We start from the raw sequence: 14263 nt of genomic DNA, 5'->3' as shown, positions 1-14263 counted from the left end.
TAAGTTTGTTACAAAGGGAATATTGTTCTTGTGATAATGAGTTTTATCTCATATAATAAATGGACGAGGTAGTAACAATGAAATTCACTGTGGAGTTTTATGAGAAAGAAAATGGTGAAATTCCTGTAATAAACTTTATAGACTCCTTAGAACCTAAAATGGGAGCAAAAGTATTATCTTTAATAGAAATACTAGAAGAGAAGGGTAATCAGCTGAGACTGCCTTATAGTGAATGTCTTGAGGATGGGATTTTTGAATTACGATGTAAGTTTGGTTCAGATATTACACGTACTCTGTATTTCTTTTATGAAGGTGCGAATATTATTTTGACGAATAGTTTCGTCAAGAAAACTCAAAAAACTCCCGCACAGGAAATAAAACTTGCGAAACTTAGGAGAGCTGACTACTTGTCACGAAAGGGAAAATTGAAATGAAGCTTCAAGAGTATAAACAGAATAAGATGCGAGATTCTGAATTTGCGAAAGCCTATGAAGAAGTACAGCCGGAAATGAATATCATTAGAGCTATTATTGATGCTCGAATAGCGAAGAATATGACACAAAAAGATTTATCTAATAAAACCGGCATTAATCAATCGGAGATTAGTAAGTTGGAGAATGGAACAAGAAATCCTTCTATAAAGCTATTACAAAGATTGGCTGAAGGAATGGATATGGTGTTGGATGTATCTTTTAAAGAAAAAACTTTATCTAAGCCTTAAATCTTTTGAAATCTTTTGATTGAAATTCTTTTTCTTGACGAAAAAAAACGATGGTGATATACTACTTTCGTTTGCAGAAGTGGCGGAATGGCAGACGCGCACGGTTCAGGTCCGTGTGAGGTAACACTCATGTGGGTTCAACTCCCATCTTCTGCAGGAAAGAAGAGACTTGGAATAAGGGGATACCTTGTTCTAAGTCTTTTTTGATTCAAAGTCTACTTGTGAAAGATAGGAATCAAAGATTTGTGTTAAAAAGTAATACTTTGTTTTAAGGAGTTTGGAATATGCTGAAGATTTCCAATTTTGAGCTTATGGCAATATTATATATGATTGCACTATTGCTAATACTTATGATATCTGCAATGATTACCTTTAAGAATTGGGCGAAAAGAGAACAGAAATATGATGTTTTCATGATTAAGAATAATGAATTGACGGTTCTGTCGGGAATACCGGTAAGATATTGCCTTAATGATATCGAAAGAGTTGAATTTTCAAAGATAGTAAGTCGAGGAAGTTATGGGGGAAGAATGAGAATATGGAAAAAGGGAGCTTTGTTTGGGCGTATTTTTTTGTTCGATGCCAGTGCCTATCGTAAAAAATTTGCTTTCAGCAGTACATACGAAGAGATAGAGCTTGTTACGGACGATTTGATGAAAAAACTGAGAGAACATGGCATTACGTGCGTAAAGAAATAGTCTGTTAAGCGTGGTCGGTTTCGTGGTCGGCTTGTAGGGAAATAGTACTGTTCGAAAGCGAAATGGTGCTTCATGCTCAATGCCTTGTAGACAAGCAAAAAGCCTAGTGTTTTAAGCTGTTTTGGCTTATACACTAGGCTTTATCTTTAACGCAGAGGGTGGGGTTCGAACCCACGTGCCCTTGCGGACAAACGGTTTTCAAGACCGCCTCGTTATGACCACTTCGATACCTCTGCAATAGAACTTCTGCATTATATAACTATTGTGAATTTATGTCAATCCTTAAAAATATATCATGAAAGTTAAATGAAAATTTATTAGAAAACCGAAAATCCTCAGTTTTTTGTAGATATTCCCCCCCCTAAATTAGCTTGCCCAACAATCCATAGCTGAGTAGGGACATAATCCCTGCCGCTAGGCATACTCCGATACTGATGGCTAAGAAGGCTTTTTTTCTATTCATCTTTAAAAGACTGGCTACCATAGCCCCTGTCCAAGCTCCGGTTCCGGGAAGGGGAATTCCCACAAAAAGAACCAGACCCCAGAAGTCCACCTTATCAATGGCATCCTTATGCTTATCTACCTTTTTTCTAAACCAGGATGCCAAAGGTCTTGTGAAAGAGGACTTCTCCATAAGCTCCACAATCTTGGCAAAGAAAAAAAGGACAAAGGGGATGGGAAGGATATTTCCGATTAAACAATATAACAAGCCCTGTATATAATTTACCTTTAGTAAGGAGGCGGCAATCAAACCGCCACGCAGTTCAATAACGGGCATCATGGATAAAAAAAAGACCATCATTTCCCGAGAAAGAAATTTTTCAAAATGTGCTGTAAAAAATGTAATAAAACTTTCCATAATTCCCTTTTCTCTAAACTTGAATGCCATTTTGACTTATGTTAGAATTTCATGCAAAGGCATTTTCCCATTGAAACTGTTTGGGATTCTATAAAAGAAGTATAGGGGAGTCAATGCTTTTCACAAAAACTGCACATTTGCAAAGTAAAGTGCAAACTGTTCTTTTTTTAAATTTGAGCAGTTTTAAAAATAAAGGAGTGCAATGATTAATTTCGAGGATGAGATAAAAAGGTTTAAACCCAGCTTGGATGTGGATCAGTTAGAGGATGCCATTCTCAAGGTGGACCTTACCGATATGAATGATTTGATGACACAGCTTATGGAAGAGGCTTTAAAGAAGGGGAACGATCCGTCATGAAATATGATATTACCCTGGAACGGATAGCCAACTGTTATTATAACCTGGGACTGGAAAGAGCCAGACTTCGGGACTTAAGCGGTGCCGCAGAGCTGTTGAAGAAGGCCTTGCATTTTGATAAGTACCAAAGGGAAGCAAGAAATCTGTTGGGGCTTATTTTTTTTGAGATGGGAGAAGTGGCGGATGCCCTGGTGCAATGGGTCATCAGCATGAATCTTTTGCCGGAGGATAATCCTGCGGATTATTTTTTGGAGCAGATTCAAAGAAAGCCGGCGATTTTGCGCATTTGCTCTGATAATGTAAAGCGCTACAATCAAGCCTTGGACTATGCCCAGCATAATAACGAAGACTTAGCGGTTTTTCAGTTGAATCAGGTTATCGGAGACAGCCCGAACTATGTGAAGGCCCACATTTTACTTTCTCTTCTCTATATGAGACGAAGCGAGTGGGTAAAGGCGGGAAAAAGCCTTTATCTGGTGCTGAAGATTGATAGAAACAATCCCAAGGCTCTTGTTCTTATGGACTATGTGAAGAAGAAGACCGGTAGAGCGGAGGTGGAGCAGAGTCGCCTTAGGAATGTCTTTTCCCATAGGAAAATGATGGATGATGATGTGATGATGCCTCAGGAGGTTAAGCAGATTTCTCCCTGGGCGGTTTCTGCCCTGCTCCTTTTGGGTGTGGTGATTTCCCTTTTTGTATTCTATCTTTTGATGCTTCCGGCAGGAATCAGAAGAGCCAATAGCAAAAACAATCAGGAAATGATATCCTATACGGAAAAGCTGGATGCGGCGAATCAGAAGATGGGAGATTTGTCTGCGGCCAATGCCGGTCTGCAAAAAGAGTATGATGAAATGAAGGAGAAGCTGGATCGCTATGAGAATCAAAATGCTTCTTTTATGGCGCAATATCAGAGCCTTGTAGGGATTAACAATGCTCTTTCCACAGGGGATTTGACACAGGCGGCTCAGTTGTATACTGCCTTGGATCAAAGCGCCATTACGGATGAAAGTCTGGTCTCCATGCTATCTTCCATTAAGTCCCAGATGGAGGGAAGTGTGTACCTTCGTTTGCAGGAATTGGGCAGCACGGCATGGAATGCAGGTCGTCTGGAGGAAGCTTTACAGGATTATACCTGGAGTGTAAAGATTCGAAGAGAAGCGGAGAATTTATTCCTGCTGGCAAGAATACAGCAAACCATGGGCAATACCACGGAGGCGAATCAGAACTTTGACTCGGTGGTAGGGGAATTCCCAAGTTCGCCTTATGCGGAAAGGGCCAGACAGGCAAGGGGATATTGATGTTGGATCAGAGGAAAATCATAGCCATGGTGCAGGTCGCCATGCTGGAAAAGGAAATAGGGCAGGAGGCCCTGGATACGGCCAAGTACTATAGGGAAGATTATATTTCCAATCGGGTACTGCGGGGAATCCTTCAATATACAGGAATTTTCTTCCTGCTTCTGTTTGCCTATTTTTTTATGGAAATAGAAAACATTCTCCAAAAGCTGGATTTTCAATATATGATGGATTTGGGAAAACGAATTTCCCTTCTCTATTTCCTGGGCATGGTTTGTGCCATTGTGCTTATTTCCATTGTGTCCTATTATTCCTATGAAAGAGCATATGAAGACAGCCTGCTCTATCGTGAACGCTTAGAAGATTTGCTTCTATTATCTACAGCAAAGAGAACGGAAAAGTTTAGAAAAAAAGAGCAAAAAGACAATATTGTTCAAAAAGCCAGAGAAGAGGCTCAGGAAGTGGTACTGCAAATGAAGAAAGAGGGAGCTAAACTGGATTTAGCACCGCTTTATACAAGATCGGAAAGATTGGCTAAGCTCAGAAAGCTGAGGGACGGAGGAAAAGCTGTTCAGAAAAACTCTTCTTCCAAAGCAAAGGAAGAAGAGTGGCTGGATGATGAGGCGGATTGGTTGGACGAGTAAGGTAGGGAGAGAGTAGGAGTATGAACGGTTTTCGACTTTTCAAAGAAAAATGTCAAAAGATATATGGACAGCAGGATTATTGGATGGTTCCTATTTTTCGTTCCTGTCTGGCTTTTCTTATCTTTTTTTCCTTAACTCGCCATTTTTCCATGGTGGGAAAGCTGGCGCATCCGATTTTTCTTTTATTTTTTAGTTTGATTTCCTTTTTTCTTCCCTTTTCTACTTTGCCGATGCTTTTGGGCGTAATTTTGATGTCCTATTTTTATCAGCAATCCCTTTTGCTCTTAATCGTTTCCGGGGGCATCTTTTTGTTCTTGTTTTTATTGCAAAGCAGTATCAGGGGAAAATACGCCATCCTCATCGCTTTGATGCCCTTTTGCTTTCTTTTGAAAATCCATTATTTTTTACCGATATTTGTGGGGCTGACTATGGGCTTTACGGCCTTTCTGCCTCTGGCTTTAGGTTGCTTTTTGTATTTTTTCCTGAGCTTTATTCAGCAGAATGAAAAGCTTTTTACGGCTTCTGCCGATCTTACGGAACAGTTGGAATCCTTGACGAAAACCCTGCTTCCCTTTTTTAAAGACAAGGAAATGATTCTCGTATTGGTTCTTTTTTCTGCTGTGGTAGTGACGGTTTATTTGCTGAGAAACGGAAGCTTTCAGTATTCCTGGCACATTGCGGTAACGGTGGGGCTAATCATGGAGGCTCTGCTTTGGGTATTGTATCCTTTACTTTCCTTGAAGATGAACTTCTTGATCAGTATTATTGCCTATATCATTTCTGCAATGCTGTCTGTATTCACCCTGTTTTTCTTCCATGATGTGGATTACCGGGGAACCAAATTTTTGCAGATGGAAGACGATGACTACTACTATTTTGTAAAGGCTGTACCGAAGAATAAAGGAGAACATTTTCCTTCTTCGGATTAATGACTTTTCTCCATAGAGAAAAGAGAATTTTTGTGTGAACTTGACTGTTTGTTGCTACGAGGAGAAAGGGGTATCGGAATTGGATTTCTTTACAAAGATTAAGGGGTGGGTAAGTTTACTTCCTGCGTTTAGTCTGTCAGGACTTGTGGAAATAGCAATTTTGGCAGGGATTATTTATGTCGTCCTTCTTTGGATTCAGAACACAAGAGCCTGGCAGTTACTGAAAGGAATTCTGGTGCTTCTTTTGTTTACGGCGTTTGCCGTTTTCTTCCGTTTGAATACGATTGTTTGGTTAATTGAAAGAATTTCCACAGCGGCTATTATTGCGGCCGTTATCATTTTTCAACCGGAACTACGAAAGGCTTTGGAGCAATTAGGCTCTAAGAATCTTTTCGGGCAGTTCCAAAGGGAAGATAGCAAAGGCAGCGTCAGGGTCAATGAAGAATTGATTTCCGCATGTCAGGAAATGTCAAGATACAAGACCGGTGCATTGATTGTTATTGAGCAAAACCAAAGTCTTAAAGAGGTGGAGGATACCGGAATTTATGTGGACGGTATTGTGACGGCGGCCTTACTCATTAATATTTTTGAAAAAAATACTCCCTTGCATGACGGAGCGGTTGTGATTTCCGGAGACAGAGTGGTTTCCGCTACCTGTTATCTCCCCCTGTCCGATACCGGAATTTCCAAGGCCTATGGCACCAGACATAGGGCGGCGTTGGGAATTTCGGAAAGTACGGATGCCATCACCCTGGTAGTATCCGAGGAGACGGGACGAATCTCCGTAGCCTGTCAGGGAAAGCTTTTACATGTCAAAGAGGCAGGAGAATTAATACGTTATCTTCCGAAGCAAGAGCAGGAAGAGCAGAAGAAAACTTTATTTTCCCGCATTCTTCCCAGAAAAAAGGAGGAGAGATAAATGAAGTTTTTTAAAGAGAATCTTATATTAAAGCTGGTGAGTGTGGTTCTGGCTTTGCTGCTTTGGCTGATTGTTTTCAATGTGTCCAATCCGGAGCAAAAGGAAAGCAGAACCGTGGAATTACAAATTTTGAATCAGGATACCTTTTCCGCGGAGAATAAAACCTGGGAGGTGGATCGGAGTACGGTTACCGTCAGTTATACCGTGCGAAGCAATCTGGCTTCCTCTGTAAAGGCTTCCGATTTTAAGGCCTATATCGATTTAAGCGATTATTCTATTACGGGTTCCGTACCGGTCTATGTGGAGCTTGCCAATCAGGAAAATGCTTCCAGTATTTCGGATATCGTGGCCAGACCTTCCGTTGTTCATGTCAGCATAGAAGATTTACAAAAGAAAAAATTTGATTTACAGGTGCATCAACAGGGCAATGTGGCTGAGGGCTATACCGTTTCGTCCATTACTGTTGATCCTACCACCATTTATGTAAACGGTCCGGAGTCATCCGTGGGAAGGATTTCTTCTCTTGGGCTGGTGGTTAATGTGGATGGCATGAATCAAAATACCGATGGTACCGGAAAGATTGTTTTTTACGATGCTAACGGAAAGATTATTCAAAATCTGCCGAATGTCAGCCTGTCTCAGGAGCAGGTAGATTATACGGTGGTGATTCACAAGAAGAAGGATCTTATTCTATCCGCCACAACGGAAGGAAATGTACAAAACGGTTATACGGTGGAGGAGCTTCAGATTTCTCCAAAAAGCATCAGTGTTTCCGGCAGTGAATCTGTTTTGGATGGGATCAATCAGCTGACTCTTCCTGCCCTGGATGTATCCAATGCCAAGGAGGATGTGAGTGTAAGCTTGCGGCTTAAGGATTATTTGCCCAGCGGTTTGTCTCTTGCAGAGCCCAACAGTACAGTCTATATTCATGCCACTATCAAAAAGCTTCCGGAAAGCACAAAGGAAGAAGTGGAGCAGAATACCAAGGCAAGTACTACGGAAGAGAGTACGGAGGGCACAACAGAAAGCAGCAAATCCTCGGAAAGCACGAAGACCACAGAGGAGGAAAACTCGGCGGAAACAAAGGGAAGCGGTAATGGAGATAGTAAAGGAAGCGGAGCGGATAGTGGAGAATCTACAGAAAACAAAGGGCCCAGCGCTGAACGGAAAGCAAAATCACAGTAGAAATAGTCTGTTTTTTGACCTTTGCTTATATACGGTATTGTATGGCATGGCATATCTTTTGAAGGAAAAGGGATATGCCGTGCTTTCCTTTTTCTGCTTTCTGATTTTGTCTCTTTATCTTTTTCTTCGAGAAAGAGAGAGAGAAGGAAGTAGTGTAACATTGTCCGGTCTTCTTGCTTTGGGATTACTTTTTGGAGAGGGCGTGGCTACTTTACAGCTTAGTAAGCTTTCTTCTCCCTGGACCATTCATACCTGGCTAAGCTTTTATTTGGCTTACCTTTTATTCTATTTGGGCTATCACGGTAGAACGTATTTATCTGAATTTGCGGCTTCCCGCTCTCTGAAAAATACAAAAATCTTCTCGGAAGAAGCAAAGAAGGTGGATTTATCCGGGAAAGAATATCGGTGGAACTTTACAGAAGGACAATTTTTAAAGCTTTGCATTTTGGGACTTCTTTTGCTTTCTTATTTTTCTTTTGTGATAGAGGCATTGGCTCTTGGCTATATTCCTTTATTTACGGAGCATACCCCCCACGCATATTCTTATTTTCATCTAAAGGGACTCCATTATTTCACCACTCTTTTTGTGCTGGTTCCTATGCTTCTTCCTTTTTTATATCAAAAAGAGGGCAGCCTGAAGCTGTTTTCAGGCATCAGTTTATTTTTAGCTCTTCTTTTACCAATCCTTTTGGTTTCCCGTTTTCAGCTTCTGTTTTCCCTGTTTTTATTTGTGTTTTCTGCCTTGTATCAGGGCTTAAGAATTCGGAAAAGATATCTGCTTTTATTATTTCTTTTTTTGCTGTCTGCCTATGTTTTTCTTACGATAGAAAGAGCCCATTCCGTTTCCTATCTTATGGGAATCTTTGAAATGAAAAACGATAAGCTTCCCATCTTTTTGGTACAGCCCTATATGTACATTGCCAATAATTATGAGAATTTCAATTTGCTGACACAAAACATAGAGGAACATTCCCATGGTTTTCGTATGGCCTATCCCTTTTTAACCCTTTCCGGGGCGAAATTCTTTTTTGATTTTCCCTTGGCCTATCCGGTCTATTTAACCAAGGAGGAGCTGTCTACCTTGGGGATTCTGTACGATGCCTACTATGATTTCGGCCTTTTGGGCGTTATGCTTTTCTCTTTAGTGTTGGGCCTGCTTTCTTCCCGGATTAAAGAGCTTTCAAGGAAAGAGAAAAATCCTTTTGGTGGCGCCTTATATATCCAATTTGCTTTTTACTTTCTCTTTTCCTTTTTTACCACCTGGTTTTCCAATGCTTCCAGCATTTTTTACTTTGCTGTGACGCTTGTACTCGCAGTTCTATGGAAGGGCTTTGTTCATGAAAAAAATTCTGCTGTATCTTTATAAAATGCTTTTTCCTTTGGTAGTATGCTTTTTCTTTCTGTATTTTCTCCCAAAGCTTTTGTTCTTTTTTCTTCCCTTTACTCTTGGGGCGATTATTGCCTTTTGCTTAAATCCTTTGATTTCATTTTTGCAAAAGAGATTTCCGTTTTTCAAGAAAAAGCAAATATCTCTGGTGCTGACTTTAGCTATTTTCGTTTTGTTTTTCTATCTTTGCTTTTGTCTTATGCAGTTGGGACTTCCCATGATTAAGCAGCGTATTTCTCATTTGCCCTTGGAAATTCAGGATTTAAAGCATCAACTGGAGAAAATGATAGAGGAAAATTTGCCTTACTTTCCTCCGTTCATCCAAAACCTGCTGTCGGATCTTCCGGGCACTTTGGACAGCTTAGGAAGAACCATGATGAATAAATGGACTTCTCCGGCTTTGCAATTTTCCTTGCATGTGGTTAGCGGTTTGCCGGAGCTGTTCCTTTACCTGATTATTACCATACTGTCTGCCCTTTGCTTTTCTCAGGAAGGGGCAAAGCTGTTATCGATTCTCCATCGAAATATTCCGGAGCAGTTCAGAAAATATATGCAGCTTCTTAAGGAGGACGGAAAAAAGATTTTAAAGGGTTATGTTTGGGCGCAGATTCAAATCATGTTTTGTGTGTTTATTCTCTTAAGCGTTGGTTTTTCCTTATTAAGAGTGGAGCTTGCGATTCCTCTGGCTTTTTTAACCGCTTTTTTGGATGCCCTCCCTGTTTTCGGCGTGGGATTTATTATGTGGCCCTGGATGGCGCTGATTTTATTAAAGGGAAAATTTTTACTCTTTTTGGCTCTTTTATTGATTTACATTCTAAGCCAGATGATTCGACAGATTTTGCAGCCGAAGATCATTGGGGATGCGGTAGGGCTTCCCCCTTTACTGGCTCTGATTTTTCTCTTTTTAGGCTATAAGCTTTACGGGATTTCCGGAATGGTTCTAGCCCTGCCGGTTGGAATGCTTTTAGTGCGTTTTTATCATTACGGAGCATTTTCAGGATTTTTCTCTGCCGGAAAGGCCTTAGGGAAAATGCTTTTAGACTATGCCGGTGTAAAAAAGGATGAGGAAGTGTAAATGAAGGAGAGCTGTCAGGAAAATCATATTTCATTGCCTGAGGAGTTTTGTGAAAGAATGAAAATCAGGCTGGGGCAGGAATGGGAGGCTTTTTTAGAAGCCTGTTCTTTGCCTCCGAAGCGAGGGCTTCGGCTGAATTTACAGAAGGTGGAGGCTAATCCGGATTTTCCTTTAGAGAAATGGAAGGAAAAATGGAAGCTGGAAGAGTTAAAATCGGAAAGCTTAAAACTAGAAAATTCAAAGAACGAATACGGTCTCGCCTTGGCTAGAGAATACCTTTGTGATGAAGAGTATTTACAAAGTATAGGAGTGCAAATCGGGCATAATGCCTACCATGAAGCGGGACTTTATTATATTCAGGACCCTTCCGCCATGTCTGTGGTTCCTTATATGGAAATTCGCCCCTTTGACAGATGTCTGGATCTTTGTGCCAGTCCGGGAGGAAAGAGCTTACAGATTGCCGATCGCCTAAAGACAGAGGAAGGCGGGATCCTTCTCTCCAACGAATTCATTATGGAAAGAGCTAAAAATCTTTCCAAAAATGTGGAACGTATGGGCTATAGCCATGTGGCGGTGAGCTCCTGCTCCGCTGAAGAGCTGGAAGCGCAATTTCCGGCATTCTTTTCCAGAATTTTAGTGGATGCACCTTGCTCCGGAGAAGGAATGTTTCGGAAAAATCCGGAGGCCATAGCGGATTGGTCTTTAGAGAAGGTTTCCCAATGTGCAGGTCTACAAAGAGATATTCTTGGTCATGCCCTGGGAATGCTCAGGGAAGGGGGGCTTTTGGCCTATTCCACCTGTACATTTTCCGAGGAGGAAAATGAAGAAATGCGGGAATGGATTTTAGAAAAGCATCCGGAGCTCAGCTTTTTAGGAGAGAGGCATCTTTATTTTCATAACAGTGTGGGAGAGGGACAGTATTTTTCTCTTTTTCGGAAAGAGGGAAAGGATCTTGAGAGAGAGGATGTGGACATTTCTAAGCTTTCCATGCTTTGGGAGAAGAAGGCTAAAAAATATTTTTATTATCCCTCTTCTTTAAAATGCTTTTTATCCCTACCTTTGCTTCGAATCGGTATTGCGGTTTTGGAGGAAGGTAAGAAGAGCTGGGAATGGAGTCATAGCCTAAGCCACGCTATAGACCTTCCTAAATGGGGGGATGCTCTTACAAAGCTTCCTGAAAAATCGCCGGAGACCAAATTGCTTTACAGACTTTCCTTGTCCGGAGAAGACAGAAGGGTAGAGGCCTATCTCAATGGACAAGAAATTGCGGTAGAGCAAGAAGAGCTTCGGAATTTTCTTATAGCCGACAGGAAAGTCAAGGGAAACAGTAAAAAAAGTAATATAGAAAGCGATAAAAAAAGCGATAAAGAAAGCGACAAAGAAAGCGACAAAGAAAGCGATAAAGGATTGGCTCTTTGTACTTGTGACGGACTTCCTTTGGGCTTTGGATACTACCGAAACGGAAGGCTCAGAAATCTCTATCCTAAGGGAATACGCTTTAAAAAATAGAAGCATATATTAAAAGTTTGTTATTTCTTTGGCTTGAATTAGATTTTGCTATCGTTTACAATAAGCCATGTTAAAAGGGCAATTTGCCCCCAAAATAGAAATGGAGGAAGATTATGGATCAGCGTAACTCTTTGGCAAGGAAGCGTATAGAGGCCTTGCTGGATGAATCCAGTTTTGTGGAAATCGGTGCCCATGTTTGCAGCAGAAGTACGGATTTTAATGCCGGAGAAAAGCAGGAAGCATCTGATGGGGTCATTTGTGGGTATGGCAGTATTTCCGGTAAGCCGGTATATATTTATGCACAAGACAGAGAGGTACTTTCCGGAAGCATTGGAGAGATGCATGGAAAGAAGATTGCAAGTCTCTATGATACAGCCATGAAGATGGGATGCCCTGTGGTGGAATTACTGGATTCCAGCGGACTTCGTATTCCGGAAGCTACAGATGCTATTTTTGCCCTTTCCACCATTTACGAGAAAAAGGCAAAGGCGAAGGGCTTGGTTCCCCAATATACGGTGATTTTCGGCCAGGTAGGAGGTGGTCTTGCCATTCTTCCTTCTCTTTCCGACTTTTCTTTTATGGAGAAAGAGGAGGCCAGATTATTTCTTACCGCTCCTGACGGCGTGGAGGGCAATAAGGATGAGGCTTTTGCGAAAGCGGAAGCTCAGGCTAAACAGGGAAATCTTGATTTTTACGGCACGGAAGAAGAGATTTTTGATGAAGTCCGTAAGGCATTTGCCTTTTTGCCTGCCAATAATGAAGATGCTGCTTATCAGGAGGATGTGGAAGACAGCTTAAACCGCAGTGTGGAGGGCTTCTTTGCATTGGCACCGAGAGAGACACTGGAAACTCTTTCGGATGAAGGAAGAATCTTTGAAGTAAAGTCTCATTTTGGAGAGGGGGCGGTTACTGCCTTTATTTCCTTAAATGGACAGACTGTGGGTGCGGTGGTTACTAACGGTGAGCCTCTACATTGGAAGGCAGTGGAAAAGATGGATCAATTCCTTCGCTTCTGCAACAGCTATTCTATTCCTATCCTGACAGTGTGTGATGTGCCGGGCTTTGAAAACTGCTCTTGCAATGAAAAGCACATGGCAAAGGCTATGGCAAGTCTTCTTTCCATCTATGGAAATGCTTCCGTGCCTATGGTGAGCCTCGTAAAGAAGGCTATCGGTTCCGCAGGAGCGGCAATTGGCAGCAAGGGTCTGGGGGTGGACTTGGTTTATGCTTATCCCGAGTCTGAGATTTCCATTATGGATGCCAAGTATGCAGCGGATATTTTGTATCCTGAAAAATCCGCTTCCGAGAGAGAAGAGGAAAGTAAGAAATTTTTAGCGGAGAAATCCTCTGCTTTGGCTGCAGCAAAGAGAGGATATGTGGATGATTTGATTTTACCGGAGGAAAGCCGTCAAAGAATTATTTCCGCCTTTGAAATGTTATACGGAAAGGCTAACTTTGATTTTCATAAAAAATTCGGAAGCAACTAGGAGGGGAAAATGAAGAAGATAAATAAAATATTCCTCCTCTGTACTTTGCTTCTGTCCCTCTTTTTGCTTTCCTGCGGAAAGCAGACTGTGGAAGCGGAAGCCTTGGATCCTTCCACATCGGCTGAACTTGAACAAACGATAGAGCAGTATTTTACCTCTATGGTAACCCAGGATGAGAGTAGTCTTAATCAGGGGATTCAGGAGGCCTACAAGGCTAAGGAAGAGGTTCTCTATAATGCCTTAAATAATTTCAAGAATGACAAAGAGGAGCTGGGAGAATTTCAGGAGGTCAAGGAGAACATTGTCACAAAAGAGAATGGAGAATACAAGTTCCATCTTGTGGCACAGTTCGAAAAAAGAAAATTAGACTTTGATGCATCCTTAAAAGAGGATTACAGCGGCTTTACCTCCATGAGTTTTGTTCCGGAGTATAGTATGGAAGAGAAGATGGCTTCCGCCGGACAAAATCTCTTGGTGGGAATGGGAATGGTTTTTGCCGTACTCATTTTCATTGCCTGGATTATCAGCCTGTTTAAGTACATTCACATTTGGGAAGAAAAACACCAAGAGAAAAAGGCTAAGAGAAAGATGCCGGCTCCTACAGCTAAGGCGGTAGAAAAGCAAGTTCCCAAGCGAGTGGTTCCGCTTATAGAAAAAGAAGAGGGTATTCCCGAGGATGTGTTAAGTATTGTAATGATGGCGGCTATTGAGGCCTATGAAGCGGAGCAGGTTGTGGAAAATCCTTTTAAGGATGCCAAGGAATTAAACAACGGCCTGGTGGTTCGTTCGATTAGAAGACGGAGATAAGGAGAGATTATGAAGCAGTATACAATTACAGTAAACGGTGTAGCTTATGATGTGACAGTAGAAGAGAAAAACGGCGGTGTTGTTTCCGCTCCCAAGGCAGTGGAGAAATCCGCTCCCGCAGCAGCTGCTCCTGTAGCCTCCGCGCCCCAAGCAGCTGCAAAGGAAGGTAATGTGGCAGTATCCGCACCCATGCCCGGAAAGATCCTTGCGGTGAAGGCGAAGGAAGGGGATAGCGTAAAGGCTGGAGATGTGCTCCTGGTACTGGAAGCCATGAAGATGGAAAATGATATTGTAGCTCCCCAGGATGGTGTTGTAGCCAGCATTAATGTAAAGGTGGGAGACAGCGTAGAATCCGGTGCGAAATTGGCCAGCTTAAACGCCTAAAGTTAG

The 14263-nt window shown here is 41.8% G+C and carries 16 protein-coding genes and 2 tRNA genes; 16 read left to right on the top strand and 2 right to left on the bottom strand.

Annotated elements, in window-relative coordinates; genetic code table 11:
• The first annotated feature begins 77 nt into the window (after positions 1-77).
• The 4 genes from RDQ32_RS01340 to RDQ32_RS01325 all read left to right on the top strand — a co-directional run bounded on the left by RDQ32_RS01340 (position 78) and on the right by RDQ32_RS01325 (position 1419).
• Entirely contained in the window at positions 78-434 is a 357-nt protein-coding gene (locus RDQ32_RS01340) for a type II toxin-antitoxin system RelE/ParE family toxin (protein ID WP_308578825.1), read from the top strand.
• Positions 431-721: a helix-turn-helix domain-containing protein gene (locus RDQ32_RS01335; RefSeq protein ID WP_007156363.1), complete on the top strand. Its 291-nt coding sequence runs from the start codon at positions 431-433 to the stop codon at positions 719-721. Before RDQ32_RS01340 ends, RDQ32_RS01335 begins: the two co-directional genes overlap by 4 nt.
• A gap of 73 nt (positions 722-794) precedes the next feature.
• A tRNA-Leu gene (locus RDQ32_RS01330) sits at positions 795-877 on the top strand.
• Positions 878-1005: 128 nt separating this feature from the next.
• Entirely contained in the window at positions 1006-1419 is a 414-nt protein-coding gene (locus RDQ32_RS01325; protein WP_007156362.1) for a hypothetical protein, read from the top strand.
• Positions 1420-1569: 150 nt separating this feature from the next.
• On the opposite strand, the gene RDQ32_RS01320 is transcribed toward RDQ32_RS01325, so the two are convergent.
• Together RDQ32_RS01320 and RDQ32_RS01315 are read right to left on the bottom strand one after the other, a co-directional pair.
• Positions 1570-1655, bottom strand: a tRNA-Ser gene (locus tag RDQ32_RS01320).
• Positions 1656-1780: 125 nt separating this feature from the next.
• On the bottom strand, positions 1781-2278 hold the full coding sequence (locus tag RDQ32_RS01315; RefSeq protein ID WP_183684441.1) for a small multi-drug export protein: 498 nt from the start codon (positions 2276-2278) through the stop codon (positions 1781-1783).
• Positions 2279-2480: 202 nt separating this feature from the next.
• Between RDQ32_RS01315 and RDQ32_RS01310 the strand changes: the two genes are divergently transcribed.
• The 12 genes from RDQ32_RS01310 (at position 2481) to RDQ32_RS01255 (ending at position 14257) form a co-directional block, all read left to right on the top strand.
• A complete protein-coding gene (locus RDQ32_RS01310; protein ID WP_007156354.1) occupies positions 2481-2636 on the top strand; it encodes a hypothetical protein in 156 nt (51 codons plus the stop codon).
• Positions 2633-3934, top strand: a complete 1302-nt coding sequence (locus tag RDQ32_RS01305) for a tetratricopeptide repeat protein (RefSeq protein ID WP_007156353.1) — start codon at positions 2633-2635, stop codon at positions 3932-3934. Before RDQ32_RS01310 ends, RDQ32_RS01305 begins: the two co-directional genes overlap by 4 nt.
• Entirely contained in the window at positions 3934-4575 is a 642-nt protein-coding gene (locus RDQ32_RS01300; protein ID WP_308578824.1) for a hypothetical protein, read from the top strand. Before RDQ32_RS01305 ends, RDQ32_RS01300 begins: the two co-directional genes overlap by 1 nt.
• 20 nt (positions 4576-4595) lie before the next feature.
• Positions 4596-5504 (top strand): hypothetical protein, encoded by a 909-nt coding sequence (locus tag RDQ32_RS01295; protein WP_308578823.1) that lies wholly within the window; start codon positions 4596-4598, stop codon positions 5502-5504.
• Positions 5505-5538: 34 nt separating this feature from the next.
• Positions 5539-6423: a diadenylate cyclase CdaA gene (gene cdaA / locus RDQ32_RS01290; RefSeq protein ID WP_308578821.1), complete on the top strand. Its 885-nt coding sequence runs from the start codon at positions 5539-5541 to the stop codon at positions 6421-6423.
• On the top strand, positions 6424-7608 hold the full coding sequence (locus RDQ32_RS01285) for a CdaR family protein (protein WP_308578819.1): 1185 nt from the start codon (positions 6424-6426) through the stop codon (positions 7606-7608).
• Positions 7520-8974 carry an O-antigen polymerase gene (locus RDQ32_RS01280; RefSeq protein WP_308578818.1) on the top strand — a complete coding sequence of 485 codons (1455 nt, stop codon included), beginning with the start codon at positions 7520-7522 and terminating at the stop codon, positions 8972-8974. Before RDQ32_RS01285 ends, RDQ32_RS01280 begins: the two co-directional genes overlap by 89 nt.
• Positions 8946-10070 carry an AI-2E family transporter gene (locus RDQ32_RS01275; protein WP_308578817.1) on the top strand — a complete coding sequence of 375 codons (1125 nt, stop codon included), beginning with the start codon at positions 8946-8948 and terminating at the stop codon, positions 10068-10070. Before RDQ32_RS01280 ends, RDQ32_RS01275 begins: the two co-directional genes overlap by 29 nt.
• On the top strand, positions 10071-11579 hold the full coding sequence (locus tag RDQ32_RS01270; protein ID WP_308578816.1) for a hypothetical protein: 1509 nt from the start codon (positions 10071-10073) through the stop codon (positions 11577-11579). It abuts the gene before it with no gap.
• A gap of 113 nt (positions 11580-11692) precedes the next feature.
• Entirely contained in the window at positions 11693-13066 is a 1374-nt protein-coding gene (locus RDQ32_RS01265; protein WP_308578815.1) for a carboxyl transferase domain-containing protein, read from the top strand.
• 9 nt (positions 13067-13075) lie between these two features.
• A complete protein-coding gene (locus tag RDQ32_RS01260) occupies positions 13076-13873 on the top strand; it encodes an OadG family protein (RefSeq protein WP_308578814.1) in 798 nt (265 codons plus the stop codon).
• Between the two features lie 9 nt (positions 13874-13882).
• Complete coding sequence (locus tag RDQ32_RS01255; RefSeq protein ID WP_007156343.1) at positions 13883-14257, top strand: biotin/lipoyl-containing protein; 375 nt, start codon at positions 13883-13885, stop codon at positions 14255-14257.
• Positions 14258-14263 lie beyond the last annotated feature (6 nt).

The sequence above is a fragment of the uncultured Oribacterium sp. genome (genome assembly GCF_902481605.1).
In the GTDB taxonomy this organism is placed as follows: Bacteria; Bacillota; Clostridia; order Lachnospirales; family Lachnospiraceae; genus Oribacterium; species Oribacterium sinus.
Note: the sequence above shows the minus strand (reverse complement) of the source record. Positions and strands in the feature narration are given on the sequence as shown.